Raw genomic sequence first — 26271 nt, 5'->3', positions numbered from 1 at the left:
GCCCACCGTGCGGCCGTCAGCCGAGGTCGATCTCCGGGTACAGCGGGAAGCCGGCCACGAGGTCGGTGGCGCGGTGGGAGATCTCGTCGGCGATCTTCGGGTCGAGGATGTGCTGGGCCTTGGACGGGGCGCCCTTGCTGGTGGTGCCGGCCTCGGTGGTGGTGAGGACGCGGTCGATGAGGGCGGCGACCTCGTCCATCTCGGCGGTGCCCAGGCCACGGGTGGTCAGAGCGGGGGTGCCGATGCGGATACCGGAGGTGTACCAAGCGCCGTTGGGGTCGGCGGGGATGGCGTTGCGGTTGGTGACGATGCCGGACTCGAGGAGCGCGGCCTCCGCCTGGCGGCCGGTGAGGCCGTAGGAGGAGGCGACGTCGATCAGGTTCAGGTGGTTGTCCGTACCGCCGGTCACCAGGGTCGCGCCCCGGCGCATCAGGCCTTCCGCCAGCCCCCGGGAGTTGTCGACGATGCGCTGGGCGTAGTCGCGGAAGGACTCCTGGCGGGCCTCGGCGAGGGCGACGGCCTTGGCTGCCATGACGTGCGGGAGCGGGCCGCCGAGGACCATCGGGCAGCCGCGGTCGACCTGGTCCTTCAGGGAGTCGTCGCACAGGACCATGCCGCCGCGCGGGCCGCGCAGCGACTTGTGGGTGGTGGTGGTGACGATCTGGGCGTGCGGGACCGGGTCGAAGTCGCCGGTGAGGACCTTGCCGGCGACGAGACCGGCGAAGTGGGCCATGTCGACCATGAGCGTGGCGCCGACCTCGTCGGCGATCTCACGCATGATCCGGAAGTTCACGAGACGGGGGTAGGCGGAGTAGCCGGCGACGATGATCAGCGGCTTGAACTCGCGGGCGGAGACGCGCAACGCCTCGTAGTCGATCAGGCCCGTGGCGGAATCGGTGCCGTAGGAGCGCTGGTCGAACATCTTGCCGGAGATGTTCGGGCGGAAGCCGTGAGTGAGGTGGCCGCCGGCGTCCAGGGACATGCCGAGCATGCGCTGGTTGCCGAAAGCGCGGCGCAGCTCGGCCCAGTCGGCCTCGGAGAGGTCGTTGACCTGGCGGACACCGGCCTTCTCCAGGGCGGGGGCCTCGACGCGGGCGGCGAGGACGGCCCAGAAGGCGACGAGGTTGGCGTCGATGCCGGAGTGGGGCTGAACGTAGGCGTGGCGGGCGCCGAAAAGCTCGCGGGCGTGCTCGGCGGCGAGGGACTCGACGGTGTCGACGTTGCGGCAGCCGGCGTAGAAGCGGCGGCCGACGGTGCCCTCGGCGTACTTGTCGCTGAACCAGTTGCCCATCGCCAGGAGGGTGGCCGGGGAGGCGTAGTTCTCGGAGGCGATCAGTTTGAGCATCTCGCGCTGGTCGGCGACCTCCTGGCCGATGGCATCGGCTACGCGCGGCTCGACGGCGCGGATCACGTCGAGGGCGGCACGGAAGGCGGTGGACTCGGTGGAGAGCGGCTCGGCTGGCATGGGGACCTCCGGACGTCGTGTGCAGCGATCACGGTACGGCCCAGGCGCACGGCACTCGGTCTGGACTCGGTCCAGGGGCCGCTCCCCGATGGTTGGTCCATCCCAGCGCGCCAGTCACGGCCCGTCGATCAGCCTACCGGGCGCGCCGACGCCGCATGGTCCCGCGTCCACCATGCGAGCAACGATAGGAAGGGGCCGCAAAGCACTCGTACGGCCGGAAATGGACAGTGGCCGCGAGCCTCGTGACAGCCGGAGCGCGAGCCCTCGTGGTGGCGGAAACGGAGAGCCCCGTGAGTACGTCGAGCACCACCGAATCCCTGATCGCCGCGGTCGACGCGCACAGCGCGCACAACTATCACCCGTTGCCGGTCGTGGTGGCGACGGCGGACGGGGCCTGGATGACGGATGTGGAGGGGCGGCGGTATCTGGATCTGCTGGCCGGGTATTCGGCGCTCAACTTCGGGCACGGCAACCGACGGATCGTGGAGGCGGCGAAGGCGCAGCTGGAGCGGGTGACGCTGACGTCGCGGGCGTTTCATCACGACCGGTTCGCGGCGTTCTGCGAGCAGCTCGCCGAGCTGTGCGGGATGGAGATGGTGCTGCCGATGAACACGGGGGCGGAGGCGGTGGAGACGGCGGTGAAGACCGCCCGGAAGTGGGGGTACCGGGTCAAGGGTGTACCGGCGGAGATGGCGAAGATCGTCGTCGCCGGCAACAACTTCCACGGCCGTACGACGACGATCATCAGCTTCTCCACCGACCCGGAGGCGCGGGCGGACTACGGGCCGTACACGCCGGGCTTCGAGATCGTGCCGTACGGGGATCTGACGGCGATGCGGGAGGCCCTGACGGAGAACACGGTGGCGGTGTTGCTGGAGCCGATCCAGGGCGAGGCGGGGGTGCTCGTGCCCCCGGCCGGCTATCTGCCGGCGGTGCGGGAGCTGACGCGGGAGCGGAACGTGCTGTTCGTGGCGGACGAGATCCAGTCGGGGCTGGGGCGCACGGGCCGTACCTTCGCGTGCGAGCACGAGGGGGTGGTGCCGGATGTGTATGTGCTCGGCAAGGCGCTCGGGGGCGGGGTCGTGCCGGTGTCGGCGGTGGTGTCCAGCGCCGCGGTGCTCGGGGTGTTCCGGCCCGGGGAGCACGGGTCGACCTTCGGTGGGAATCCCCTGGCGTGTGCGGTGGCGCTGGAGGTGATCGCGATGCTGCGGACGGGCGAGTTCCAGGCGCGGGCGGCGGAGCTCGGCGAGCATCTGCACCGGGAGCTGGGGCTGTTGGCCGGGACGGGGCGGGTGACGGCGGTACGGGGGCGCGGTCTGTGGGCCGGGGTCGACATCGCCCGGGCGTACGGGTCGGGGCGGGAGGTGTCCGAGAAGCTGATGGACCGGGGCGTGCTGGTGAAGGACACCCTCCCCCACAGCCTCAAGGGCGTGGGCGGTGCCTCCATGGCGACGATCCGCATCGCGCCGCCCCTGGTGATCGGGAAGGAGGATCTGGACTGGGGGCTAGCGCAGTTGCGGGACGTACTCGGAATGTGAGTCGGCTCGCGGCGCGGGGCGGCACACGCATCCGGCCTACTCCGTTCGCCGGTGCGCCATGTGGGTTCGGGCCGGGGTCTGGTTTGTCGGGGCAGTGATGTCGAGGAACTGCACGCGCTGGTGAGTGCGCTGTTCGCGCCGCATCGGCTGACGGTGCTGGGCGAGGATCCGGTCGACGGGCGGTTGCGGTGGGTGGTTCGGGGGAGCCCGAGCCGGGCGGCAGCATCGGCCGCGCCGGCCCTGGGCTGCCGGGCCGGACTCACCCTCGGTGTACGGCCGTTAAAGGATCACGTGCGGCAGGAAGCGGGCGTACTCGTCCGTGATCAGGCCGGACGATTCGCGGATACCGAGGCCCGCCGACTCGTCCTCGACGACCCATGCGCCGAGGACGACGTGGTTGCCGTCGAAGGCGGGGAGCGGGGCCAACTGCTGGTAGCAGCACGGCTCATCGCGGACGACCGCCTCGGCGCCGGGTTCATGGATCGTCACGCCCGCACCCTCACGGCCCAGCAGGGGCTTGGCGACGTAGCCCGTGGTCCCTGCCAGCTCCCGTGGCCCGTCGAGGTACGCGGGGAGGAGGTTCGGGTGGTCCGGGTAGAGCTCCCAGAGGATGGCCAGGAGGGCCTTGTTGCTGAGGAGCATCTTCCAGGCGGGCTCGATCCACAGCGTCGAACCCGTGCCGCCGCCGTTGTCGAGGGTGTGCAGGACGTGGTCGGCGAAGCGGTCGGTGGTGAGCCACTCCCATGGGTAGAGCTTGAAGCAGCTGCGGATGAAGCGGAGTTGGGTGTCGACGAAGCGGCCGGAGAGGCGGTCCCAGCCGATCTCCTCCATGGAGATCCAGCCGGTGTCCAGGCCCGCCTGTTCCGCGGTCTCCTTGAGGTAGGCGACCGTCATCAGGTCCTCGCCGAGTTCGTCGGCCGAGGAGTACGCGAAGTAGAGGGGGCTGCCGGGCGGGAGCAGGGCGGACTGCTTCTTCCAGGCGGCGACGAGACGTTCGTGGAGGGAGTTCCACTGGTCGGCGCCGGGGAAGCGTTCCTCCATCCAGAACCACTGGGGTGAGGCGGCCTCGACGAGGGAGGTGGGGGTGTCGGCGTTGTACTCCAGGAGCTTCGCCGGGCCGGTGCCGTCGTAGTGGAGGTCGAAGCGGCCGTAGACGGAGGGGAGTTCGGCGCGCCGGCGCCAGGCCTCGGCGACTGCTTCCGCGACGCGCGGGTCGGTGATGCCGAGGTCGGTGAAGCGGCGGGAGGCGACGATGTGCTCGGCCGCCGTCAGGCACATGCGGTGGAGTTCCTCGACGACCTCCTCCAGCGCCTCGACCTCCTCCAGGGAGAAGACGTAGTAGGCGCTCTCGTCCCAGTACGGGCGCAGGGAGTTGTCGGGATGGCGGGTGAGGGGGTAGACGAGCCCCTGTTCCTCGACGGTCTGCTGCCAGTCGGGGCGGGGCTCGGTCGTGCGGCGCTCCATCGGTACGGGTCCGCTCAGCCGCCGCTGCTGCCCGAGCCCGAGCAGCCGAAGCCGCCTCGGTCGACGGCTTCGCTCCGGCTGAAGGTGCCGTAGTCGGCGCGGCCGTCGTCGGTGTCGGCGTCGTAGTACCAGGCGGCGTCGGTGCTGCCGGTCTTCTTCCTGCCGCTCTTGCCGTACGAGGAACGGGAGCTGGAGCTGCTGCCGGAGTTGCAGTTCTTGTCCGCGATGACCTTGTAGCCCTCGTAGGTGTAGCTGTCGCGGTCGACACAGCGGCGGTCGGGGTCGGAGCCGCACGAGGTCAGGGCCGCGGCAATGACTCCCATGCCGCCGAGGACGACCGTGCTCGAGCGCAGCCGGCGTCGCGTTTCCGCCATGTGTGTCTCCCCCGATGGTGGTTCCGGTGATTCCGGGTGATTCCGAGTGATTCCGGTGATCCGGTTGTTCGATCCGGTTGTTCGTCGTACGTCAGGCGGACAGCCTAGAGATCGTCAAGAGTGTGGCGATCGCGGGGGCTGCCGTTCCTCTGCTCGCCTACAGTCACTTTGTGCTGTTTGGGATGCTGTGCGCGCTGGGTGCGGCGGTCTGTTTCGGTACGGCCACCGTGTTGCAGGCGGTGGCCGCGCGGGCGGCGAGTGTGCAGGAGGGCCGGGGCGGCGAGGCGGGGGTCCTGCTGCGGGCGCTTCGGCAGTGGCGGTACCTGGCCGGGCTCGCCTTGGACGGACTGGGGTTCGTCCTGCAGGTCGTCGCCCTGCGGTCGCTTCCCCTCTACGCCGTCTCGGCGGCGCTGGCGTCCAGTCTCGCGGTGACCGCGGTCGTCGCGGCGCGGTTGCTGCGGGTGCGGTTGCGCCGGGGCGAGTGGGCCGCGGTGGGGGTGGTGTGTGCCGGGCTCGCGATGCTGGGGCTGGCGTCCGGGACGGAGGGGGATCGGGCCGGGTCTGACGCGCTGAGGTTCGCGATGCTCGGGGTGGCCGTGGGGGTGCTGGCGGTGGGGCTGGCGGGTGGGCTGCTGCCGGAGCGGGGGCGGGGGTTGGTGCTCGGGCTGGCGGCCGGGTTCGGGTTCGGGGTGGTGGAGGTGGCGGTGCGGCTGATCGACTCGGTCGCGGTGGCGGAGCTGGTGGTGAATCCGGCGACGTATGCGCTGCTGTTGGGGGGTGGGGCGGCCTTTCTGGCGCTGACGTCGGCGTTGCAGCGGGGGTCGGTGACGGTGGCGACGGCGGCGATGGTGATCGGGGAGACGATCGGGCCGGCGGTGGTGGGGGTGGTGTGGCTGGGGGATCGTACGCGGGAGGGGTTGGCCTGGCTGGCTGTGCTGGGGTTCGTGGTGGCTGTGGCGGGGGCGTTGGCGTTGGCGCGGTTCGGGGAGGCTCCGGCGGAGACGCCCACGGCACGACCGGTCGAGTCACGGTAGGGCCCTGCACAACGCCTCCAACGCCCCCGCCCACGCGTGGTCCGGCGGTGTGCCGTAGCCCACCACCAGGGCGTCCAGTGGCTGCGTCGTGGCGGCCTCGTAGCGGTAGAAGGTCAGGCCGTGGAGGGCCAGGCCCTGCCAGGTCGCCGCCTGGACCACCGACTGTTCCGTGCCGGGTGGGAGGCGCAGGACGGCGTGGAGGCCGGCGGCGATGCCGGTGACCTGGAGGTGCGGGGCGTGCGTGGCCAGGGCCCGCACCAGGGCGTCCCTACGGCGGCGGTAGCGCAGGCGGGCGGCGCGTACATGGCGGTCGTAGGCGCCGGACGTGAGGAACTCCGCCAGGGTCAGCTGGTCCAGGACCCCGCAGGTGTCCACGCCGCCCTTCGCCGCCGTCACCTCCGCCACCAGCGTCGGCGGCAGCACCATCCAGGCCAGACGCAGCCCGGGGGCGAGGGACTTGCTGGCCGTGCCCAGATAGACGACGTGGTCGGGGTCCAGGCCCTGCAGCGCGCCGACCGGCTGGCGGTCGTAGCGGAACTCGCCGTCGTAGTCGTCCTCCAGGACCAGGCCGCCGGTGCGGCGCGCCCAGTCCACCACCGTCGCCCGGCGGTCGCGGTGCAGGGGTACCCCCATGGGGAACTGATGGGCGGGGGTGAGCAGGACCGCGCCCTCGTGCGTCAACTCCGCCGGATCCGTGCCGAGTTCGTCGAAGGGCAGCGGGACCGTGTCCAGACCGGCCGCCGTCAGCTGCTTCCGGTGCGATGCCAGGCCGTACGACTCCACCGCGACCCTCGCCACCCCGCGCGCCCGCAACACCCTGCCGAGCAGCTGCAGTCCGTGCACCAAACCCGCGCACACCACGACGCGTTCGGGGTCGGCGCGCACGCCCCGCGCGCGGGAGAGGTAGTCGGCGAGGGCGGTGCGCAGTTCGGCGCGGCCGCGCGGGTCGCCGTAGCCGAGGGCCTGGTGCGGGGCGGCGAGGAAGGCTCGGCGGGCCGCCTTGAGCCACTCCGTGCGGGGGAAGGCGGCGAGGTCGGGGGAGCCGGGGACCAGGTCGTAGGCGGGGCGGGGGCGTTCCGGGCGCGGCGGGGTGACTGCGCGAGGTGGGGCGGGGGCGCCCGTCGGCGGGGTCACCGTGCGCTCGGCCACCCGGGTGGCCGAGCCCTGGCGGGTGGTGAGCCAGCCCTCGGCGACCAGTTCGGCGTAGGACTCGGCGACCGTGTTGCGGGCGATGCCGAGGTCGGCGGCAAGGGAGCGGGAGGAGGGCAGCCGGGCGCCCGGAGCGAGGCGTCCGGTGCGGACCGCGTCGCGCAGGGCGTCGGTCAGGCCCCGGCGCAGACCCGGGCCCGACGGTTCCAGGTGGAGGTCGATGCCCAAAGTGGCCCAAGGTTTCGCCATGGAAGTGGACCATACTCCTGGGCTGCTTCGCTCCTAGGGTCGAGATCATGACGATGAGCGACACGACGACCGACGTGGCGTACGCCCCCGAACGGCCGGCCCGGCTGCCCTGGGCCCAGCTCGCCCCCGACGTGTACAAGGCGATGATCCGGCTCGACGCGGCCTCCCGGAAGGGGCTCGAACCGAAGCTGTACGAACTGGTCAAGATCCGTGCGTCGCAGATCAACCACTGCGCGTTCTGCCTGGACATGCACACCAAGGACGCGCTCGCGGCGGGCGAGAGCGTCGAGCGGATCGTGCAGCTCGGCGCCTGGGAGGAGTCCGCGCACTTCTACACCCCGAAGGAGCTCGCGGCGATCGAACTGACGGAGGCCGTGACCGTACTGACGGCCGGGTTCGTGCCCGACGACGTGTACGACCGCGCTGCCGCGCACTTCGAGGAGGCCGAGCTGGCCCAGCTCATCGCCGCGATCACGGTGATCAACGCGTGGAACCGGTTCGGGGTGACCTGCCGCATGGCCCCGGGGCACTACCAGCCGGGGCAGCACCCATGACCCGTACGAACCTCCTCGACCGCGAGGTCGGGCAGGCCATGTCGGCGGTCAGCGCCGCCGCGAAGAAGGGGTTCGGCGATCCGGCGCTCGCCGACGCCGCGCAGCACTTCGACGACAGCGAACTCGCCCATCTGACCGGGCTGATCGTCGCCATCAACAACTGGAACCGGGTGATGGTCACCCGCCGCATCGCACCTGGGGGATACACACCGTGACCGAGTTCGAGGCCGAGACCAAGACCGTGACCGACACCGCGGCCAAGGTCGATGCCTTCCGCGCGCTGCACCGGCGCAGGGCACCCGGCGACCCGCTCGTCCTGCCCGGCCCCTGGGACGCCGCGAGCGCCCGTGTCTTCGTCGACGCCGGGTTCGCGGCGCTCGCCACGCCGAGTGCGGGTGTCGCCGCCTGCCTCGGGTACGAGGACGGGCAGACCCCGGCCGACGAGATGTTCGCGGCGGTCGCGCGGATCGTCCGGGCGGTCGACGTGCCGGTGTCGGCGGACATCGAGGGCGGGTACGGGATCGCGCCGAAGGAGCTGGTGGAGCGGGTGCTGGAGACGGGTGCCGTGGGGTGCAACCTGGAGGACTCCGAGGACGGGGCGCTCAAGGACCCGCGCGCGCACGCCGACTGGCTCGCCGAGGTGCGGCACGCCGCCGCCGACCGGCTCTTCGTCAACGCCCGGATCGACACCTTCATCCGAGCACACGGTGGCGCCGGCCCCAAGCAGGCCACCGAACAAGCCGCCGAACAGGCCATCGAGCGGGCGGCGTTGTACGTCGCCGCGGGCGCCGACTGCGTGTATCCGATCGGCGCCCCCACCGACGTACTGCCGCTGCTGCGGTCCGGGATCCAGGGCCCGCTCAATGTGCACGGCACCGTGACCGGTGGCCCCGCGCCCGCCGAACTCGGCGAACTCGGGGCCACCCGGATCACATTCGGGCCAGGGCTTCAGCGCAGCTCCGCCGAGGCGCTGCGCGGCATCGCGGCCGACCTCACGAAGTGACCGTCGGGACAGCCACACCCTCCGTCAGGACAGCCACGCCTTCCACGTGGACTCGTGGCTGTCCGCCCACTTCTTGGCCGCCTCCTCCGGCGACAGCTTCTGCTCGGCGATCATCAGGGAGACCTCGTTCTGGTCCTCGGTCGTCCACTTGAACTTCTTCAGCAGGGCCGCCGCCTCGCCGCCGGTCTTGGCGAAGTCCGCGTTGAGGTACTTCTGCAGCGGGGTGTGCGGATAGGCGCAGGCGACCTTCTCCGGGTCCGCGTCGCAGCCCTCCTTGTACTCCGGCAGCTTCACCTCGGTCATCGGGACCTTCTTGAACAGCCACTGCGGGGAGTACCAGTACGTCAGGAAGGGCTTCTTCTCCTTGGCGAACTGCTTGATCTGCGTGATCTGCGCGGCCTCCGAACCGGCGAACACCACCTGGTAGTCCAGGTCCAGGTTCTCCACCAGCGCCTTGTCATTGGTGACGTAGGAGGGCGAGCCGTCCATCAGCTGACCCTTGCCACCGCTCTCGGCGGTACGCATCTGGTCCGCGTACTTGTCGAGGTTCTTCCAGTCGGTGACGTCCGGGTGCTGCTCGGCGAAGTACGTCGGTACGAACCAGCCGATGTGCCCGGTGACCCCGAGGTCACCGCCGGGCACGATCGTCTTCTTGTCCTTGACGTACCGCTGCTCCTCCTCCGGGTGGCCCCAGTCCTCCATCAGCGCGTCGACCCGGCCCTGGCTGAGCGCGTCCCAGGCGGGGACCTCGTCGATCTGGACGGTGTCGACCCGGTAGCCGAGCTTGTGCTCCAGCAGGTACTGGGCGACGGCCACGTTGGCCTGTGCACCGACCCAGGACTGGACGGACAGGGTGACGGTCTTGGCGCCCTGCGCGTTGGCGAACGGCGAGGCCTGCTTGGTCATGTCGGCGGCGCCGCAGCCGGTCAGCAGGGCCAGCGAGGACACGCCGGCCACCACGGCAGTCATACGGGTGGCCCTCCGGGCAGTCGTACGAAGTCGCATGTCACGCTCCCTTCTTCGCGCGGCGTTCCGTCGGCTGGGTCACCCGGTCCAGCATCAGACCCAGGCAGACGATCGCCGCGCCGGCCACCAGACCGGTCGCGAGGTCGCCCTGCGCGAGGCCGGCGACGACCTCGTAGCCGAGCGCGCCACCGCCGACCAGGCCGCCGATGATGACGACGGCGAGGACCAGGACCACGCCCTGGTTGACGGCGAGCAGCAAGGCCGGTCGGGCGAGCGGGAGTTGGACCTGGCGCAGCTGCTGGGCGGGCGTCGCGCCGAGCGAGCGGGACGCCTCCAGGGCGGCCGGGTCGACCTGGCGCAGACCCTGCGTGGTGATGCGGACGACGGCGGGCAGCGCGTAGACGACCGCTGCCGCGACGGCCGGGGCACGGCCCACGCCGAACAGCGCCACCACCGGGATCAGGTACACGAACTGCGGCATCGTCTGGAAGACGTCCAGGACGGGCCGGAGCAGCCGCTCGACGCGGTCGCTGCGGGCCGCCGCGATGCCGGTCGCGAAGCCCAGGGCCAGGGTGACGGCGACGGCCGCCAGGACCTGGGAGAGGGTGTCGAGCGTCGGCGTCCACACGCCCAGGACACCGATCGCGGCCATGGCGAGCACAGCGCTCAGCGCGGTGCGCCAGGTGCCGATCAGCCAGGCGAGGGCGGCGACGATCAGCAGGACCGACCACCAGGGCAGCCACTGCAGGGTGTCGCGCACGGGGTCGAGGACCCAGGTGGTGAAGTGGGCTGCCCAGTCGGCGGTGCCGCCGATGACGGGGACGCCGGAGTAGAGGTGGTCGGTCATCCAGTCGACGGCGCGGTTGACCGGCTCGGCGATGTTCAGGGCCCAGGCGTCGGGCCAGTCGAGACGTCCCGCGAGACGCCCGGCGACGGCTACGGCCACGGCGGCGACCAGGGCGTACACCCAGCGGGCCCGGCCGCCCGGCTGCGGCTCGTCACCGAGCGCCTCCCCCGCCGCGCCGGTCACCCGGTCCAGTACGACGGCGAGCAGCACGATCGGGATACCGGCCGCGAGCGCCGCGCCCACGTCCACGGAACCCAGTGCCTGGTAGACGCGGTCACCGAGGCCGCCCGCGCCGATGACCGACGCGATGACCGCCATGGACAGCGCCATCATGATCGTCTGGTTGAGGCCGAGGAGGAGCTCCTTGCGGGCCAGCGGGATGCGGGCGGTGAGCAGGCGCTGCCGCGCGGTGGTGCCGAGCGACTCGACCGCCTCCAGCACCTCCTTGTCGGCGCCGCGCAGGCCGAGGGCGGTGAGGCGGGCCATCGGCGGGGCGGCGTAGACGACGGTGGCCAGGACCGCCGCGGGGACGCCCATGCCGAAGACCAGGACGACGGGGAGCAGGTAGGCGTACGCGGGGAGCACCTGCATGGTGTCCAGGACGGGGCGCAGGATCCTGTCCATACGGTCGGAAAGACCGGCGGCGAGACCGAGCAGCGCGCCCACGGCGACCGAGGCGAGGACTGCCACGACCATGAGCGCGAGGGTCTGCATGGTCGGGATCCACATACCGAGGAACCCGCAGGCCAGGAACGCGATCCCGGTGCCCGCGGCGAGTCTGAAGCCGGCGACCCGCCAGGCGACGAGGGCCCCGGCGGCGGTGACACCGGCCCAGCCGGCCGCGAGCAGCACCAGGTACACGGCGCGTACGGCGATCACGACCGCGTTGCTGATGTGGCCGAAGAAGTAGAGGAAGAGCGGGTGGCTGTCGCGGTTGTCGATGATCCAGACGCTGGCCTTGGTGAGCGGCTCGGTGAAGTCGACGGTCAGCGCGGCGGGCCAGCTGCCGCTCGCCCAGCGGGCGTTGGCCAGCGGCACGAGGATCGCGGCGGCGAGCGCGAGCAGCAGGAGCTTGCGCGGGACGGGGTGTTTGAGGACGCCCGGAACGGCGATGCGAGGGGCGGTGGTGGTGACGGTGGCCATCACGCCACCTCCTTGCTCTTCCCCGCACCCGGGACGGCACCCGGCTCCGTCCCCGCCGGGGAACTCTGTTCCGTCCCCGCGACGACGCCGAGAAGCCGTTCGTGGTCGACCACGCCCAGGCAACGTGCCCCGTCCATGACCCGCGCCGGGGCACCGGTGCGCGCCACGGCCTCGATGGCCTCCGACACCGTCGCGTCCGGCGCCAGAGCCGGGCCGCTGCCCGCCTCGCCCGCCGACGCGGCCCGCATGGCCGTACGCACGGTCATGACCTGCTCGCGCGGGACGTCACGGACGAACTCACGGACGTAGTCGTCGGCCGGCGAGCCCACGATCTCCTCGGGGGTGCCCAGCTGGACCACGCGGCCGTCCCGCATGAGGGCGATGCGGTCGCCCAGCTTGAGCGCCTCGCTCAGGTCATGGGTGATGAAGACCATCGTGCGGCCCTCCTCGCGGTGCAGGCGGACGACCTCCTCCTGCATGTCCCGCCGGATCAGCGGGTCGAGCGCGCTGAAGGGCTCGTCGAAGAGCAGGACCTCGGGGTCCACGGCCAGGGCCCGGGCGAGGCCCACGCGCTGGCGCTGGCCGCCGGACAGCTGGCCCGGCCTGCGGTGCTCCATGCCCTCCAGGCCGACCTTGGCCACCACCTCGGCGGCCCGCTCGCGGCGCTCGGCCTTGCCGACGCCCTGGATCTCCAGGCCGTAGGCCACGTTGTCCAGGACCGTGCGGTGCGGCAGCAGGCCGAAGTGCTGGAAGACCATCGCGGCACGGTGCCGGCGCAGTTCGCGCAGGCGGGTCTTGTCCATGGCGCGGACGTCCTCGCCGTCGATGGCGATGGTGCCCGCCGTCGGCTCGATGAGCCGGGTCAGACAGCGCACCAGCGTGGACTTGCCGGAGCCGGACAGGCCCATGACGACGAAGACCTCGCCCTTGCGGACGTCGAAGGAGACGTCCCGGACCGCCGCCGTGCAGCCGGTGCGCGTGCGCAGCTCGGCCGGCGCGAGCGCGGCCAGCTCAGGGTCGGCGGGGACGCGGTGCGCCTTGGGGCCGAAGACCTTCCACAGGCCCTCGACGGAGAAGACCGGCTCGGTCGGGGGCTTACGGGTCTCGGGCGTCGAAGTCCCGGGCGTCGAAGTCCCGGGCGTCGAAGTCTCGGGCGTGTTGATCTGAGGCGTCGTACTCATCACGCCTCACCTCCCATCAGGTCCACGGCTTTCTCCCCGACCATGAGCACTCCGATCATCGGGTTCACCGCGGTCATCGTCGGGAAGACCGAGGCGTCGGCGATCCGGATGCCGTCCAGGCCCCGGATCCTCAACTGCGGGTCGACCACCGCCAGTTCGTCGTCGGCGGCGCCCATCCGGCAGGTGCCCGCCGGGTGGTACACGGTGTGCGCGACCTTGCGCGCGTACTCGCTCAGCTCCTCGTCGCCGGTGACGTCCGGGCCGGGGCACACCTCGCGCTTGAGCCAGCTCGCCAGCGGTTCGGTCGCGGCGATCTCGCGGGCGATGCGGATGCCGTCGACGAGGGTGCGGCCGTCGTAGTCGTCCTCGTCGGTGAAGTAGCGGAAGTCGAGAGCGGGCTTCACGGACGGGTCGGCGCTGGTCAGGTACAGCCGGCCGCGGCTCTTGGGCTTGGGGATGTTCGGGGTCATGGACACCCCGAACTCCGGCCGCTCGTAGCCCAGTCGCTCCGGGTTGTCCGTGAACGGGATCTGGTAGAAGTGGAACATCAGGTCGGGGCCCTGGTGTTCGGGGTCGCGGCGGACGAAGAGGCCCGCGTCGGAGTCCATCGCGGAGTTCTCGGGGATCGGGCCGTGGGTCTCCCAGACGATCACCGACTCGGGGTGGTCGAGCAGGTTCTCGCCGACACCCGGCAGGTCGTGGACCACCGGTATGCCCAGCTTGGCGAGGTCCTCCTTGGGACCGATGCCGGAGTGCATCAGCAGGCGGGGCGAGTCGACGGCGCCCGCGGACAGCACGACCTCGCGCCGGGCGCGGATCAGCAGCTCCTCGCCGTCCTTGGTGCGCACGTGCACGCCCTCCGCGCGGGTGCCGTTCAGCTCCAGCCTGTACGCCCAGGTCTCCAGCAGGATGGTGAGGTTCTCGCGCTCGTCCATCACCGGGTGCAGGTACGCCACCGACGCCGAGGAGCGCTTGTTGTTCTCGGGGTGGTAGGCGAGGTCGAAGAAGCCGGCGCCCTCGGTGAAGGGCTGCTTGTTGAAGCCCTCGACGCGCGGGACGTCCAGCGCGCCCTGCGCCGCGTCGACGAAGTCACGGGCGATGGCGTTCCGGTCCTGCTCGTCGACCGGGACGATGTTGTTCTTCAGCCGGGCGAAGTAGGCCTCCATCGGCACCGCGCCCCAGCCCTTGGCGCCGGCCGCCTCCCACTCGTCCCAGTCGGACGGCAGCGGCTTGAAGGCGATGAGGGTGTTGTGCGAGGAGCAGCCGCCGAGGACACGGGCGCGGCTGTGCCGGATGTGCGAGTTGCCGCGGGGCTGTTCGGTGGTCGGGTAGTCGTAGTCCAGCTCGCCGCCGAGCAGGCCCATCCAGCGGCGCAGGGTCAGCACGTCGTCGCGGCCGACGTCGCTGGGGCCGCCTTCGATGACGGCGACGGTGACATCGGGGTTCTCGGTGAGGCGGGAGGCGATGACGGAGCCTGCGGTGCCGCCGCCGACGACGACGTAGTCGTATGTGTGAGGGGTTATGTCGGGCATGGGGTGGTACTCCAGGAGGGGTCGGGCTGGACGGGCTTAGGGGCTCGGGTCAGCCCGCGAACCACCGCACCGGCTTCGGTGCGAGGTTCTGGTAGACGTGCTTGCTCTCGCGGTATTCGGCGAGTCCGGCGGGGCCGAGTTCGCGGCCCACCCCGCTCTTGCCGAAGCCGCCCCACTCCGCCTGCGGGAGGTAGGGGTGGAAGTCGTTGATCCAGACGGTGCCGTGCCGCAGCCGGCCGGCGACCCGGCGGGCGCGCCCCGCGTCGGCGGTCCAGACGGCGCCCGCGAGGCCGTACTCGGTGTCGTTGGCGAGGGCGATCGCCTCGTCCTCGGTGCGGAAGGTCTCGACGGTGAGGACCGGGCCGAAGACCTCCTCGCGTACGACGGCCATCTCGCGGTGGCAGTGGTCGAGCACGGTCGGCTCGTAGAAGTAGCCGTTCTCCGGCCGCTCGGGCGACGGCTCGGGACGCTTGCCGCCGGAGCGCAGTACGGCGCCGTCCTTGAGCGCGGAGTCGACGTACGCCTCGACCTTCGCGCGCTGCTGCTCGGAGACGAGCGGTCCGCACTCGACGCCGTCCGCGGTGCCGCGACCGAGTCGGATACGGCTTGCCCTGCGGGCGAGTTCGGAGACGAAGCGGTCCCTGACGGAGTCCTCGATGATCAGGCGGGCGCCCGCCGAGCAGACCTGGCCGCTGTGGATGAAGGCGGCGTTGAGGGCCTGGTCGACGGCGGTGTCGAAGGCCTCGTCGGTGGCGCAGGCGTCGGCGAAGACGACGTTGGGGTTCTTGCCACCGAGTTCGAGGGCGACCTTCTTGACGCTCGGCGCCGCGGCCTGGGCCACCTTCGTGCCGCTGATCAGGCCGCCGGTGAAGGAGACGAGGTCGACGTCGGGGTGCTCGGCGAGGCGGGCGCCGACCGAGTGGCCGGGCCCGGTGACGATGTTGGCGACCCCGGTCGGCAGCCCCGCCTCGACGAGCAGCTCGATCAGCGCGATCGTCGTCAGCGGCGTGATCTCGCTCGGCTTGACGACAAAGGTGTTGCCGGCCGCCAGGGCGGGCGCGATCTTCCAACTGGCCTGGAGGAGGGGGTAGTTCCAGGGCGTGATCAGCGCGCACACGCCGACCGGCTCATGGACGACGACGCTGTGGATGTCGGGCGAGCCGGCGTCGACGACCCGGCCGGGGGCCTCGGCTGCGACGAGGTCGGCGAAGTAGCGGAAGGCGTCGGCGACGCAGTCGATGTCGACCCGGCCCTCTTCGACGGTCTTCCCGGCGTCGCGGCTCTCCAGCAGGCCGAGCTCCTCGCGGTCGCGCACCAGCAGGTCGGCGACGCGGCGCAGCAGGGCGGCACGCTCGGCGACGGGAGTGCGGGGCCACTGGCCCTGCCCGCCGTCGAAGGCACGGCGGGCGGCCGCCACGGCCAGGTCGGTGTCCTTCTCGTCACCCTCCGCGACCACGGCGAAGGGCAGGGCGTCCGCGGGGTCGAGGATGTCGCGCGTCGCGCCGGTGACGGCTTCGCGCCACTCGCCGCCCGCGTGAATCGTCTGTCGTGCCTGCCGCGCCTGCTGTCCGGTCATGATCGGTGTTGCCTTCCGTTCCTGGTCGGTGCCCCTGAGTCACACAGGTGTCACTCACGAGGACCGTCATCGCCTGCCCGGGCCCTCGCATTGCATGCGCAATCGATGGCCGAAAGTGTGCTGTGTCACTGAACATGCGGGCAAACAGGAACAAAAGGGGCACTGAAGGTACCGGAAGACTGGTTCAGAAGTCGGCCGGCGGATCCTCCCCCACCCGGCCGTCGATCGACTCGCGGATCATGTCGGCCTGGCCGACGTGACGGGCGTACTCCTCGACGAGGTCGATCAGGATGCGCCGCACGCTGGGCGCCCGGCCGTCGGGCCAGGTGCGGCGGGCCGGCTGGTCCACGCCCCCCTCGGACAGCACCTGCCGCAGGTTCGCCCGGGAGCGGGCCACCGCCTCCTCCCACAGCGCGTACAGCTGCTCGGGCTCGTCCTGCGCCGCCGACCGCCACTCCCAGTCGGGGTCGGCGTCCCAGTCCACCGCGTCCCACGGCGGGGGCAGCTCCACGCCGAGCAGGCGCCGGGTGAAGTACTCGTCCTCGACCAGGGCCAGATGCTTGAGCAGCCCGCCCAGGGTCAGGGCGGAGGGCGCGAGCCGCGCGCCCAGGCCGGCCGCGTCCAGCCCCTCGCACTTCCAGGCGAAGGTCCGGCGCTGCCGCTCCAGGGAGCCGATCAGGGTGTCGGCCTCGGAGCCGGCGACGGGCGGCTCGACAAGGATCGGCTGTTCGGTGTCGTAGGTCATGGCGGCAGACTAGGGTCGGTTCCGGTCGATCTGCTTCCGGAATAGGTTCCGGAGTACGTCCGGAGTACGTCCGGCATGCGTCCGACATCAAAAGACACCTGGGCCGAGGATGAGCCACGACGAAAGCCCCACCGCCCGCGCCCTGCTGCTCCTCGAACTCCTCCAGAACAGTCCCGGCATCACCGCCGACCGCCTGGCCGGCCGGCTCGGCGTCTCCGAACGCGCCGCCCGTCGCTACGTCGGCATCCTGCGCGAGGCCGGCATCCCGGTCGAGTCCACCCGGGGCCCCTACGGCGGCTACCGCCTCGGCCGGGGCCTGCGCCTGCCCCCGCTGATGTTCACCCCGACCGAGGCACTCGGCCTGGTCATGGCCGTACTGGACGGCCATCACGACGCGGCCGACCCGTCCGGCCCGGTGGGCAGCGCACTCGGCAAGCTCCTGCGCGCCCTGCCCGAACCGGTCGCGCACCCGGCCGAGGCGGTCCGCAAGGTCAGTGCCCGGGGCGGCCCCGACGCCGCCTCCCGCCCCGACCCCGACACCACCGCCGCGCTCGTCCAGGCCGCCGCCGCACATCACCGGCTGCGCCTCGGCTACCGGCTGGGCTCACGCGGCGAGCGGACCATGGAGGTCGACCCGTGGGCGGTCGTCGTCCACCACGGCCGCTGGTACCTGCTCTGCTGGTCGCACACGCGTGCCGCGCGCCGCGTCCTGCGCGTGGACCGGGTCACCACGGTGACGGCACTCCCCGACACCTTCGAGCCGCCCACGGATCTGCGTCCCGTCGAAACCCTCGAGGAGCACCTCTCCCAGGGCTGGACCTACGAGGTGGAGATCGTGATCGATGCGCCCGCCGCGCTGGTGACCGAATGGCTCCCCCGCAGCCTCGGCCGCCCCGAGCCGATCGACGACGGCACCACACGCCTCCTCGCCACCACCGACGAACCGGACTGGTACGCCGAGCAGCTCACGGCGATCCGAGCCCCGTTCCGCATCGTCGGGCCACGGGAACTGCGGGAGGCGGCCCGAGCGCTCGGCCGGCGCCTCACGGAAGCGGCCGCAGGCATGGCCACCGACGAAACCTTTGACTAAGGTCAAAGAATATGGAGCCAAAGAGGGATACGCCGAGGGCTGCATCGAGGCGCGCCTCCGGCACGACGGAGCCGGCCCCGACGGAAGCGGAGCCGGTCCCGACGGAGGACGTGACGGCCTTCCGCCGCTTCAGCCGCTACTTCACGCGCCGCATCGGCGTACTGGACGACCACTACCTCGGCCAGGACCGCCCGCTCGGCGAGGCCCGGCTGCTGTTCGAGATCGGGGACGGCGCGTCCCTGCGTGAGCTCAGGAGCCGGCTCGGCCTGGACGCCGGCTACCTGAGCCGGATGGCCAAGGCACTTCAGACTCAGGGCATGGTCCGGCTGCGGGCCCACCCGGACGACAACCGGCTGCGCATGATCGAGCTGACCCCGGCCGGGCGGGTCGAGGTGACGGAACAGAACCGGCGGGCCAACGCGGCCGCGGCCGGGCTGCTCGAAGGGCTGAGCGCGGCACAGCGCACGGCGCTGACCGACGCCATGACGACGGCACGCCGGCTGCTGCGCCTCGCCGGGATCACCGTGGAGGAAGTCGACGGAGCGGGCCCCGACGCCCGCGCCTGCCTGGACGCGTACGCCGCCGACATCGACGAGCGTTTCCCCGAGGGCTACGACAAGTCCTTCCTGGTCCGGCCGGACGAGGTGTCCGGGGACGCGGGCGCCTTCTTCGTCGCGTACGAGGAGGGACGGCCGGTCGGCTGCGGGGCGCTACGACGCCTGGAACCGCGCGTCGGCGAGATCCGCCATGTCTGGGTGCACAAGGACGCCCGCCGCCTCGGCCTGGCCCGCCGCCTCCTCGACGCCCTCGAACACGCGGCCACCGCACGGGAGTTGACCGTCGTACGCCTCGACACACACGCCACCCTCACCGAGGCACAGGCGATGTACCGGGCCTGCGGATACACGGAGATCCCCGCCTACACCGACGACATCTACGGCAGCCACTGGTTCGAGAAGCGCCTGGACCCCTGAACCGTCCTGACCCCCTGAACCGTCCCGGCCCCCGTCACCGGCATCGCCCGCTCGCCGGGCAGAAGGACTCCAGTGCGGCGGTGAGCGGTTCGCGGACCAGTGCCGGGGCCAGGTCCTCCGGGCCCGCGGCGCGGATCGCGTAGAGCGTGCCGTCGGCGGCCTCGAAGCGGTGGTCGACGACCTGGCGGGGGCCCTGGTTCTCGTCGTCGTAGCGGTAGGTCAGCTCGGACCAGGTGGCGGCCGAGGCGCGGTCCAGGGCCTGGTAGCCGGGCTGGGTGGAGAAGCCGTAACCGGGGTCGTTCTCGGCGAGGTCGAGGGACTCGGCCGGGGTGTTTTCCGCGAGCGCGAAGATCTGCAGGCTGCGTCCGTCTTCCGGGGAACCGTAGAGGACCACCGGCGCCTTCTCTCCCTGTCTCTGGCTGCGGATCCACTCCTCGGGGACGTCGAGGGTGTAGCCGACGGGGTCCTGGGCGCGACGGTAGCCGGGGCCGGGGGCGGAGGCTGACGCCAGGGAGCCGGGGGTGGAGGGCGACGGGGCGGTGACGGCGGCACCTGGCAGGGGGGTCCTCCCGGCTCCGGTGGCGGCGGAGTCGCCGCGGATGAGGAACCAGACGCCGGCGCCCAGGCCGGCGCCGAAGACGGCCGCGGCGACGAGGACGAGCAGGAGGCGGCGGGCGCGGGGCGGTGCGGGAGGAGCGGGAACGGGAGTGTGCGGGGGCGTCGAGAAGGTCTGCGTCCGGGCCGACGCCCACGGTGGCGGAATGATCGGCTCCTGCGCGGCCCAGGCCGCCTGGCCTCTCTCCTCGCTCGGCTCATGCTCCGACCAGGAACCGGAGCTGTGGCCGTCGCCGTCCCATCCGCTCATGGCAAGTCCCCCGAACCACCCGACAGGTACCGCTTCCGACGCTAGCGGCGAAACCGGCCGCAGGCCCCGTTCCGGAAGAAACCGGAACGGGGCCTGCGCAGGTTCGTGACAGAACGGCCTCTGAGACGGGCTCAGATGAGGCCGAGGGAGCGGACCGCCTCGCGCTCCTCGGCGAGCTCCTGGACGGAGGCGTCGATACGGGCGCGGGAGAACTCGTTGATCTCCAGGCCCTGGACGATCTCGTACTTGCCGTCCTTGGTGGTGACGGGGAAGGAGGAGATGAGGCCCTCCGGGACGCCGTAGGAACCGTCGGACGGAATACCCATGGAGACCCAGTCGCCGTCGGCCGTGCCGTTGACCCAGGTGTGGACGTGGTCGATGGCGGCGTTGGCGGCGGAGGCCGCGGACGAGGCGCCACGGGCCTCGATGATCGCCGCACCACGCTTGGCGACGGTCGGGATGAAGTCCTCGGCCAGCCACTTCTCGTCGCTCACGACCTCGGCGGCGTTCTTGCCGGCGATGGTGGCGTGGAAGATGTCCGGGTACTGGGTGGCGGAGTGGTTGCCCCAGATGGTGAGCCGCTTGATGTCGGAGACCGTGGAGCCCGTCTTCTTCGCGAGCTGGGTCAGCGCGCGGTTGTGGTCGAGGCGGGTCATCGCGGTGAAGCGCTCGGCCGGTACGTCGGGGGCGGCGGCCTGCGCGATGAGCGCGTTGGTGTTGGCCGGGTTGCCGACGACCAGGACCTTGATGTCGTCCGCGGCGTGCGCGTTGATGGCCTGGCCCTGCGGCTTGAAGATGCCGCCGTTGGCCTCCAGGAGGTCACCGCGCTCCATGCCCTTGGTACGGGGGCGGGCGCCGACGAGCAGCGCGACGTTGGCACCGTCGAAGGCGACGTTCGGGTCGTCCGAGATGTCGATGCCCGCCAGGAGCGGGAACGCGCAGTCGTCGAGCTCCATCGCGGTGCCCTCGGCGGCCTTGAGCGCCGGGGTGATCTCGAGCAGCCGAAGCTTGACCGGCACGTCCGCGCCGAGCAGCTGGCCGGAGGCGATGCGGAAGAGCAGGGCGTAACCGATCTGGCCGGCCGCGCCGGTGACGGTGACGTTCACGGGAGTGCGGGTCATGGCGTTCTCCGTATGACAGCTGGCGGTGAGGCATCCCTGCCCCGGGGTGCGGGACGTAGAGATGATCGATCTCTTGGCGTCAAGAGATCCACCCGTCAGGCTATCGCGCATCCGGGATCTCGCACGGCCGGGTCCCGTGTGGCCCGCCCCACAGGATGACCATGACTGCGGCAAAGGGGCGGCCCACTACGGCAAAAGGGGGCGGCCGCCCGGTCCGGGAGAGGTGGAACCTGGGCGGCCGCCGGGTGGGGGTACCGATTGCCGGACTCCCGTGGGGGTACGGTGCGCGTTCCCACTATGCCGACGGCCATACCTGTCCGGTCCGAAAACTTTTCACGGCCCAACTCCCAACGTCGGGAAGCCGGACGCCCAACGCCGGGAAACCGCACACCAGACGCCGAATGCCGGACGCCGGATGCCAGACGCCGGTCAGGCTGGGATGCCTGACCGGCGTCGAGAAGCAGAACCACAGGGGGCGCAGAGGCCCTTACTGCGTACACCCCTCCTGCCCCGCAGCCAGCGTCGCGCAAGCCATGGCCTCGCCCGCGTCCTTCACGGCCACCATCGGCGTGTACGCGATCGTGTCCCCGGCGAGGGTGATCGATCCGGTCTGCTTCGTCCTGCCGACCTTCACCACCACCTCGTCCCCCTGCGCGGCCTGCGTGATACGCCCCCATGCCGCGCCGCACGTCTCGCTGTAGCGCACCTCGACCACGGCCGTGCCGACGGTCGCCGTCTTGGCGGTCGTCACCAGGTCACCGCTGCAGCCCATGCTCTCCGCGTCCTTGCCGGTGCAGGAGGCACCGCCGCACTCCACCCCGGCCGGCAGATCGGGGTCCGTCGTCACGGCAGGCGAGGGCGACTTGGCCGCGTCCCCGCCCTTGTTCCCGCTGCCGGGGTCGGTGAGGTAGAACACCGCCGCGATCACGACCAGCACACCGACGACCCCCGCGAGGAACATCGTCAGCCGCCGCTTGCCACCGCCGCCGCCGGAGGATCCGCCCCCCGGACGACGCCGCTGCGGAGGCTCGCCGTACGGACTCGGCATCCCCGCCGCGCCCGGAACCGGGCCGGACGCACCGGATACGCCGGACACACCACCCATCCCCGACGGCGCCGCCCCCGGCGTGCGCTCACCCGTCGGTGACGGAGACGGACCTCGATACCCCGCCATCCCCCAGGAGTTGCCCCCGGAGGAGGCCCCGTCGCGGACGTCCGCCCCACTGGAGCCCCGTCCCACCGAGTCCCGCACCGGGGAATCCCGGACCTCGGAATCCCGGACCTCGGAGTCCCGGACCGCGGAATCACGGACCGCGGAGTCCCGCACCTCCGGCGCCGTAGGCTGCGCCGGCACCGTGGGCGGCACGGTCGGTGCCACGCCCGCCGGTCCCGCCACGCCGGGTATCGCCGTCACGCTGCCGCCCTTACGGGCGGTCTTGCCTGCCTTCGCACTCCCCTTGGCGTTCGCCGGCGGCGCACCGAACTCGCTCAGCGCGGCGCGCGCCTGGGAGATCCGGATCGCCTCCATGGTCATGTCGTGGCGCATCTCCGAACGGCTCCACGCCCGTTCGGCGAGCTCCCACATCGTCGTCAGATGAACGGGATTGGTGCCCGTGACCTCGGCGAGCGCCACGATCGCGCCCTTGGGCGCGAGCAGTCGCCCGTTCAGATACCGCTCCCAGGACGTCTTGCTGTATCCCGTGCGGTCGGCCAGCGCCGCGATACTCAGACCGCTGCGGTCCACGAGCCGCCGCAGCTGGCTCGCGAACTCCCTGACCTGCGGATCGAGTTCATCCGGCAAGGCCCTCCAACGAGGCATTGCTTCCCCCCTCTTCCCCCCGGTTCGTGCTGGTGTTTCTCGCGTTTCCCCCGCGCGTGGTGCCCTCTGCCGAGTCCCCGTTCTGGCTACCCACAGGGATGCGCCCGACAAGGATCTCAGTTCCCGGGGTGGGGGCGCACGGGAGCATCCGGACCATGACCGCGCACCGTTGCACGCCCATCGGACCGCGTCCAGTGTTCCACCGGCCCCCTTCGCCGGCCGACACAACCCTGGCAGTAAGCCCTTGCCAACCACTCGGGACGCCCCACCCCGTCCCGATCGACCACGCTAGCCCGGCTATTGAACGACTTCGTTTCAAATCCGCGAACTTGTCAACACATCGACACATGGAAAGCACATAAACGATCACCTGTGCCACATGCGCCCACACGTTCCCCATTCGGGCAAGTCAGGCACGTCGGCCTCAGCCGGCTCACCCCAGCGCGAGGGCCCCGATCACCGCCGTCAGCACCAGGGCCGCGACGAGCACGACGGCGACCACCAGCAACCGTCGCGACGGCGGCTCCGGCTTCTTCGGCGGCGCGTCCCACCAGGGAAGGGTGGGATCGTCCTCGTACACCTCGTACACCTCGTGCTTCTCATGCTCCTCGCGGCTCCCGCGGTTCTCGTGGCCCTCGCGGTTCTCGTGCTCCTCGCCGCCCCCGACCCCTCCCCCGCCCGCGCCTTCCGGCTTGGTCGGCACCGTCGCAGGCTTCGGCCACGCCTGCACGGCCAGCTCCCACCGCACCCCGAAACGTTCCGCCTCCTCCTTCCCGGTCCCCGCCACCCGGCACAGGGCGACGACCGCCTGCCGGGGCGGGGGCTGGGTGGCGTTGAGGTAACGCTGCCAGGAGGACTTGCTGTACGCCGTGCGCGCACCCAGCGCGACCAGGCTCAAGCCCGTACGGTCCTTGAGCTGCCGCAACTGCTCCACGAAGTGCCGCACCTCGGGCGGCAGATCGTCGGGCAGCGGCTGCCAGGCACCCATCGCTCACCTCCGAACAAGATTCGATCGGGTGACGACACGGAGCGGCGCCATGGTTCCCGACGTATCCCGACGTAGCGGAACGGTCACTTCCGTGCCACAGCGCACTGACAGGCGTTGAACAGCCCCTTCGGCGTGCCCGAGGGTTGACGCGGACGGCGGCCGTCCTTCCCCGGGGGAGAGGACGGGCCGCCGTCGCGCGAGGGCCGGGACCGGGACCGGAGCTAGTTGCTCACCGTGAAGTGCAGGGTGTCCTTCAGGAACGGGATCACCAGCAGCGGCTTCGGCTGCGCCATCAAGGCCAGCAGCACGATCACGAGGCCCAGCCCGCCGTACGTCACTATGTCCGTGAAGCGCGAGCGTACGGCGAGCATGCCGACGTCCGGCAGGAGCCAGCGCAGCACCGCGCCGGCCAGCAGGGCGCCGCCGATCACCAGCGTGCCGATCCGGAACTGGTCGAGCGCGGTGATCAGCAGGCCGGTTCCGACCAGGCCGAGGACGAGGAGAATCGGCCACTGCCGGGCGGGCGCCGCGGCGTCACGGGACGCGGCCCGGCCACCGCCCTCGGGGCGGGCCGTGTCCCTGGTGAAGAGCGGGAAGCGGCGGGTGGTCCGCACCGGCTTGCCCTCGGCGTCGGGCGCGCTGATCGCGTCCCGCACCTCGATCTCCTCCGAGACGTCCCTGGGGCCGTCCCCGGGGCCGTCCACAGAAACTTCGGCAGAGACATCCGCGGAGGCCTCCTCCGGGACAGTCTCCCGGGCCTCCTGCGCGACCCGCTGCGGGTTCCGCTCAGCCGCCGACACGGGGTTCCGCTCAGCCGACGACACTGCGCTCCGCCGCCTCGACCACGTTGACGAGCAGCTGCGCCCGGGTCATCGGGCCCACACCACCGGGGTTCGGGGAGATCCAGCCGGCCACCTCGGCGACACCGGGGTGGACGTCGCCCACGATCTTGCCCTCGGCGCTCCGGGAGACACCGACGTCGAGGACGGCCGCGCCCGGCTTCACGTCCTCGGGGCGGATCAGGTGGGCGGAGCCCGCGGCGGCGACGATGATGTCCGCGCGGCGCAGGTGCGCGGCGAGGTCCCGCGTCCCGGTGTGGCACTGGGTCACGGTCGCGTTCTCGCTGCGCCGGGTCAGCAGCAGCGGCATCGGGCGGCCGATGGTGACACCGCGGCCGACGACCACGACCTCGGCGCCCTTGATCTCCACGCCGTACTGGCGCAGGAGGGTGAGGACGCCGTTCGGGGTGCAGGGCAGCGGGGCGGGCTCGTTGAGCACCAGTCGGCCGAGGTTCATGGGGTGCAGCCCGTCGGCGTCCTTGTCCGGGTCCATGAGTTCCAGGATCCGGTTCTCGTCGATGCCCTTGGGCAGCGGCAGCTGGACGATGTAGCCGGTGCAGGCGGGGTCCTCGTTCAGCTCGCGGACGGCCGCCTCGATCTCCTCCTGGGTCGCGGTGGCCGGCAGCTCGCGCTGGATGGAGGCGATGCCTACCTGGGCACAGTCACGGTGCTTGCCGGCGACGTACTTCTGGCTGCCGGGGTCGTCCCCGACCAGGATCGTGCCGAGGCCGGGCGTGACGCCCTTCTCCTTCAGCGCCGCCACGCGGGCGGTCAGGTCGGACTTGATCGCGGCTGCGGTGGCCTTGCCATCGAGAATCTGGGCGGTCATGGTCCCATCCTCGCGGATGACGCCCTCCCGGTTCCAATCCGGGTCCCCTGTGGCCTTGGGCACCGTATCTCCGCCCGTATCCGTCCATGATCAGTGATGTTGCACTTGCACAACACATAGGGAATGCGGCTGGACAAGTAAGAGCAGACTAAAGAACGATGTGACTGAAGTGCCGCGGGCAGTACGGGGGGACACACCGCATACGTAGACCTTCCTCCGAACCATGCCGCGCGTCCCCGCACTCGGAACAACGGAGGAAAGACCGCCATGAGTTTCGGCGACCCGAACAACCCTTACGGCCCGCCGCAGCCGCCTCAGGGCCAGCCCGGCTACCCGCCGCAGCAGCCGCCTCAGGGCCAGCCCGGTTACGGCTATCCGCAGGGCGCCCCCCAGCAGCCGCCCGCCTACGGCTATCCGCAGGGTCAGCCGGGCTACCCGCAGGCTCAGCCGGGTTACCCGGGCTACCCGGGCGGGAACATGATGCCGCTGGAGATGCCCGGTCTGATGAAGACCGCGCGCGTCTTCCTCTTCATCCTCGCCGGTTTCCAGATCCTGTTCGGCGTCATCACCGGTGTCTTCGTCGGCGCCGCCCAGGACGTGTCCAACGGCGTCGGCGCGGGTGACGACACCGATGCCCTGGCCGGTCTCGGCTTCCTGGTCGCGGGTCTCCTGGTGGCCCTGGGCGCCCTCTCCATCTTCCTGGGCGTCAAGTTCAAGAACGGTGGCAGCGGCATCCGCATCACCACGATCGTGTACGCGTCGCTGATGATCCTCGGTGGCATCGGCAACATCGTGAGCGGCGAGAACGGCTCCGCCACCTTCGGCGGCCTCATCTCCCTCGCCATCGCGGGCATCATCCTCGCCTCGATGGTCAACAGCGCGGCGTCGGCCTGGTTCAACCGCCCGCGGTACTGAACGCTTCACCG

At 71.4% G+C, this 26271-nt stretch carries 24 protein-coding genes and 1 riboswitch; of the genes, 8 read left to right on the top strand and 16 right to left on the bottom strand.

Translation table 11 applies throughout. The annotated features are described in order from the left end of the window. Positions 1 to 16 precede the first annotated feature (16 nt). Positions 17 to 1465: a glycine hydroxymethyltransferase gene (locus AB5J49_RS29600; protein ID WP_369171890.1), complete on the bottom strand. Its 1449-nt coding sequence runs from the start codon at positions 1463 to 1465 to the stop codon at positions 17 to 19. Positions 1466 to 1496: 31 nt separating this feature from the next. Then, positions 1497 to 1593: riboswitch (ZMP/ZTP riboswitch) on the bottom strand. A gap of 162 nt (positions 1594 to 1755) precedes the next feature. On the opposite strand from AB5J49_RS29600, the gene rocD reads away from it, so the two are divergent. Next, complete coding sequence (gene rocD / locus AB5J49_RS29595; protein ID WP_369171889.1) at positions 1756 to 3003, top strand: ornithine--oxo-acid transaminase; 1248 nt, start codon at positions 1756 to 1758, stop codon at positions 3001 to 3003. 279 nt (positions 3004 to 3282) lie between these two features. On the opposite strand, the gene AB5J49_RS29590 is transcribed toward rocD, so the two are convergent. Both AB5J49_RS29590 and AB5J49_RS29585 read right to left on the bottom strand, forming a co-directional pair. After that, positions 3283 to 4467 (bottom strand): glutathionylspermidine synthase family protein, encoded by a 1185-nt coding sequence (locus AB5J49_RS29590; protein WP_369171888.1) that lies wholly within the window; start codon positions 4465 to 4467, stop codon positions 3283 to 3285. A 14-nt stretch (positions 4468 to 4481) separates the two neighbouring features. Beyond that, positions 4482 to 4841 (bottom strand): hypothetical protein, encoded by a 360-nt coding sequence (locus AB5J49_RS29585; RefSeq protein WP_369171887.1) that lies wholly within the window; start codon positions 4839 to 4841, stop codon positions 4482 to 4484. A gap of 182 nt (positions 4842 to 5023) precedes the next feature. Between AB5J49_RS29585 and AB5J49_RS29580 the strand changes: the two genes are divergently transcribed. After that, entirely contained in the window at positions 5024 to 5875 is an 852-nt protein-coding gene (locus AB5J49_RS29580; protein ID WP_369175301.1) for a hypothetical protein, read from the top strand. On the opposite strand, the gene AB5J49_RS29575 is transcribed toward AB5J49_RS29580, so the two are convergent. Next, entirely contained in the window at positions 5867 to 7273 is a 1407-nt protein-coding gene (locus tag AB5J49_RS29575; protein ID WP_369171885.1) for a PLP-dependent aminotransferase family protein, read from the bottom strand. The genes AB5J49_RS29580 and AB5J49_RS29575 overlap by 9 nt on opposite strands. Positions 7274 to 7320: 47 nt before the next feature. Here AB5J49_RS29575 and AB5J49_RS29570 point away from each other — a divergent pair, with 47 nt between their 5' ends. Genes AB5J49_RS29570 through AB5J49_RS29560 form a run of 3 tightly spaced genes read left to right on the top strand, consistent with a single transcriptional unit; the run spans position 7321 to position 8830 of the window. Beyond that, a complete protein-coding gene (locus AB5J49_RS29570; protein ID WP_369171884.1) occupies positions 7321 to 7827 on the top strand; it encodes a carboxymuconolactone decarboxylase family protein in 507 nt (168 codons plus the stop codon). Further along, a complete protein-coding gene (locus AB5J49_RS29565) occupies positions 7824 to 8042 on the top strand; it encodes a hypothetical protein (protein WP_369171883.1) in 219 nt (72 codons plus the stop codon). The genes AB5J49_RS29570 and AB5J49_RS29565 overlap by 4 nt, the downstream gene beginning before the upstream one ends. Continuing rightward, a complete protein-coding gene (locus AB5J49_RS29560) occupies positions 8039 to 8830 on the top strand; it encodes an isocitrate lyase/phosphoenolpyruvate mutase family protein (protein WP_369171881.1) in 792 nt (263 codons plus the stop codon). Before AB5J49_RS29565 ends, AB5J49_RS29560 begins: the two co-directional genes overlap by 4 nt. Positions 8831 to 8854: 24 nt before the next feature. On the opposite strand, the gene AB5J49_RS29555 is transcribed toward AB5J49_RS29560, so the two are convergent. The 6 genes from AB5J49_RS29555 to AB5J49_RS29530 form a co-directional block, all read right to left on the bottom strand. Then, entirely contained in the window at positions 8855 to 9799 is a 945-nt protein-coding gene (locus tag AB5J49_RS29555) for an ABC transporter substrate-binding protein (protein WP_369171880.1), read from the bottom strand. 37 nt (positions 9800 to 9836) lie between these two features. Beyond that, the gene (locus AB5J49_RS29550; protein ID WP_369171879.1) at positions 9837 to 11786 is read right to left on the bottom strand and encodes an ABC transporter permease; all 1950 of its coding nucleotides are present in this window, start codon (positions 11784 to 11786) and stop codon (positions 9837 to 9839) included. Beyond that, entirely contained in the window at positions 11786 to 12967 is a 1182-nt protein-coding gene (locus AB5J49_RS29545; RefSeq protein ID WP_369171878.1) for a glycine betaine/L-proline ABC transporter ATP-binding protein, read from the bottom strand. The genes AB5J49_RS29550 and AB5J49_RS29545 overlap by 1 nt, the downstream gene beginning before the upstream one ends. Then, on the bottom strand, positions 12967 to 14499 hold the full coding sequence (locus AB5J49_RS29540) for a GMC family oxidoreductase (RefSeq protein WP_369171877.1): 1533 nt from the start codon (positions 14497 to 14499) through the stop codon (positions 12967 to 12969). The genes AB5J49_RS29545 and AB5J49_RS29540 overlap by 1 nt, the downstream gene beginning before the upstream one ends. 49 nt (positions 14500 to 14548) lie before the next feature. Continuing rightward, positions 14549 to 16075, bottom strand: a complete 1527-nt coding sequence (locus AB5J49_RS29535) for an aldehyde dehydrogenase family protein (RefSeq protein ID WP_369171876.1) — start codon at positions 16073 to 16075, stop codon at positions 14549 to 14551. Positions 16076 to 16259: 184 nt separating this feature from the next. Continuing rightward, entirely contained in the window at positions 16260 to 16820 is a 561-nt protein-coding gene (locus AB5J49_RS29530; RefSeq protein ID WP_369171874.1) for a DinB family protein, read from the bottom strand. Positions 16821 to 16929: 109 nt separating this feature from the next. Here AB5J49_RS29530 and AB5J49_RS29525 point away from each other — a divergent pair, with 109 nt between their 5' ends. Together AB5J49_RS29525 and AB5J49_RS29520 are read left to right on the top strand one after the other, a co-directional pair. Next, the gene (locus tag AB5J49_RS29525) at positions 16930 to 17910 is read left to right on the top strand and encodes a helix-turn-helix transcriptional regulator (RefSeq protein ID WP_369171872.1); all 981 of its coding nucleotides are present in this window, start codon (positions 16930 to 16932) and stop codon (positions 17908 to 17910) included. Positions 17911 to 18020: 110 nt separating this feature from the next. Beyond that, entirely contained in the window at positions 18021 to 18884 is an 864-nt protein-coding gene (locus AB5J49_RS29520) for a GNAT family N-acetyltransferase (RefSeq protein WP_369171871.1), read from the top strand. A 34-nt stretch (positions 18885 to 18918) separates the two neighbouring features. Here the strand turns inward: AB5J49_RS29520 and AB5J49_RS29515 are convergent, their stop codons facing one another. The 6 genes from AB5J49_RS29515 to AB5J49_RS29490 form a co-directional block, all read right to left on the bottom strand. Next, positions 18919 to 19749, bottom strand: a complete 831-nt coding sequence (locus AB5J49_RS29515) for a hypothetical protein (protein ID WP_369171870.1) — start codon at positions 19747 to 19749, stop codon at positions 18919 to 18921. 131 nt (positions 19750 to 19880) lie between these two features. After that, a complete protein-coding gene (locus tag AB5J49_RS29510) occupies positions 19881 to 20870 on the bottom strand; it encodes a malate dehydrogenase (RefSeq protein ID WP_369171869.1) in 990 nt (329 codons plus the stop codon). 487 nt (positions 20871 to 21357) lie between these two features. Further along, a complete protein-coding gene (locus AB5J49_RS29505; protein WP_369171868.1) occupies positions 21358 to 22689 on the bottom strand; it encodes a DUF2690 domain-containing protein in 1332 nt (443 codons plus the stop codon). 433 nt (positions 22690 to 23122) lie between these two features. Then, on the bottom strand, positions 23123 to 23677 hold the full coding sequence (locus AB5J49_RS29500) for a helix-turn-helix domain-containing protein (RefSeq protein ID WP_369171866.1): 555 nt from the start codon (positions 23675 to 23677) through the stop codon (positions 23123 to 23125). A 221-nt stretch (positions 23678 to 23898) separates the two neighbouring features. Continuing rightward, a complete protein-coding gene (locus AB5J49_RS29495) occupies positions 23899 to 24381 on the bottom strand; it encodes a DUF3017 domain-containing protein (RefSeq protein WP_369171865.1) in 483 nt (160 codons plus the stop codon). 106 nt (positions 24382 to 24487) lie between these two features. After that, positions 24488 to 25345 (bottom strand): bifunctional methylenetetrahydrofolate dehydrogenase/methenyltetrahydrofolate cyclohydrolase, encoded by an 858-nt coding sequence (locus tag AB5J49_RS29490; protein WP_369171864.1) that lies wholly within the window; start codon positions 25343 to 25345, stop codon positions 24488 to 24490. Between the two features lie 267 nt (positions 25346 to 25612). On the opposite strand from AB5J49_RS29490, the gene AB5J49_RS29485 reads away from it, so the two are divergent. After that, entirely contained in the window at positions 25613 to 26260 is a 648-nt protein-coding gene (locus AB5J49_RS29485; RefSeq protein ID WP_369171862.1) for a hypothetical protein, read from the top strand. The last annotated feature ends 11 nt before the right edge of the window (positions 26261 to 26271 follow it).

This window comes from Streptomyces sp. R28, from assembly GCF_041052385.1.
Taxonomy (GTDB): domain Bacteria; phylum Actinomycetota; class Actinomycetes; order Streptomycetales; family Streptomycetaceae; genus Streptomyces.
The sequence above is the reverse complement of the archived record's forward strand: the minus strand, read 5'-3'. Positions and strand labels throughout refer to the sequence as shown.